We start from the raw sequence: 1,099 nt of genomic DNA, 5'->3' as shown, positions 1-1,099 counted from the left end.
ATCGCGATGGGCTCGACGCTGCTCGTTGAACGGCGTAGGACACAACGAGAGGACGCGGCAGAATGGCGACGGACCCGCCAGTCTCTGTACTCAAAGTTTCTGGCCGCCCATGCCCAGGCGGGCAGCGACCTGAGGAACATTGCATCCACGCCTGATCTTGAGCTTGGTGAACGGTATCGACGAGCTCGTGCCGCCTACACGCTCTGCTACGTCTCCCGCCACGAACTGGAGATACTTGCGCCTGACTCTGTCGTGCGTCCCGCGTATGAGTGCAGTCGCTCGGTCCGAGCAATGCGCGACGCCGTCAGTAAGGGCGCAACGCTCGACACCCCCGAGTTCACGGAACTCACCAATCAGTACCTGCACTTTCGACTGCAGACGACGGTCGCCATGCGAAGCGATCTTGTGTCGGGGCGCCACTGATCCTCGGAGGTTCCAGGGTTCGAAGACAGGCTCTAAGAACCTCTAACAGAACGGGCCGCACGCAGTGGGGAACGGCGAGCACGTAGGAAGATCACTACTCTGCATGAGTGCTCTCATACGACGAGTTGACTTCACCGGAGCTTGAGCTGTGGGACGCGTTCCCCGAGGGACGCCGCGTGGACCTGCGCACGGGTGTGCCCGAGGAGGACCGTGTCGCCGAGGGCGGGCGGTGGAGCCCCGGGCGGACAGTTCGGGCCGCCGTGATCGTGGCGCTCCTCCAGGGCGCGAACACCCCGCAGCCAGGCGCCGTCGCGTGCCTGAGGCTCGCCGGGGCGCGGATACCCGGACACTTCAACCTGGCCGGCGCGCAGATCGCTCACCCCCTCTGGCTCGAGGATTGCTGGTTCGAGGAGGGCGTGGACCTCTCCGGAGCGTCGACCCAGTCGATTGCGATTGTGGGCAGCCGAGTGCCGGGCGTGGAAGCGGGTTTGATCCGTATCGAGGGGCGCCTCGACCTGCGGCGCTCTCGCCTGGAAGGCGGCTCTGCCTCGCCTTTCAACCGCAGGGTCACGGCCTTGTCGCTCATCAACGCCCACGTGAGCGGTGCCGTGAATCTCAGCGGCGCCGAGATCACCGCACCTGAGCAATGGGCGCTGTCCGCCGGCGGACTGGTCGC

At 65.6% G+C, this 1,099-nt stretch carries 1 protein-coding gene and 1 pseudogene; both read left to right on the top strand.

Annotation, left to right across the window (positions count from 1 at the left end):
* The coding region (locus tag AOK03_RS43650) for a hypothetical protein (RefSeq protein ID WP_208609713.1) at positions 1–423 on the top strand (423 nt) is incomplete at its 5' end.
* 107 nt (positions 424–530) lie between these two features.
* Positions 531–1,099 (top strand): annotated as a pseudogene (locus AOK03_RS39460) (oxidoreductase); the annotation flags it as partial.

The sequence above is a fragment of the Streptomyces atriruber genome (genome assembly GCF_001418325.1).
GTDB lineage: Bacteria > Actinomycetota > Actinomycetes > Streptomycetales > Streptomycetaceae > Streptomyces > Streptomyces atriruber.
The sequence above is the reverse complement of the archived record's forward strand: the minus strand, read 5'-3'. Positions and strand labels throughout refer to the sequence as shown.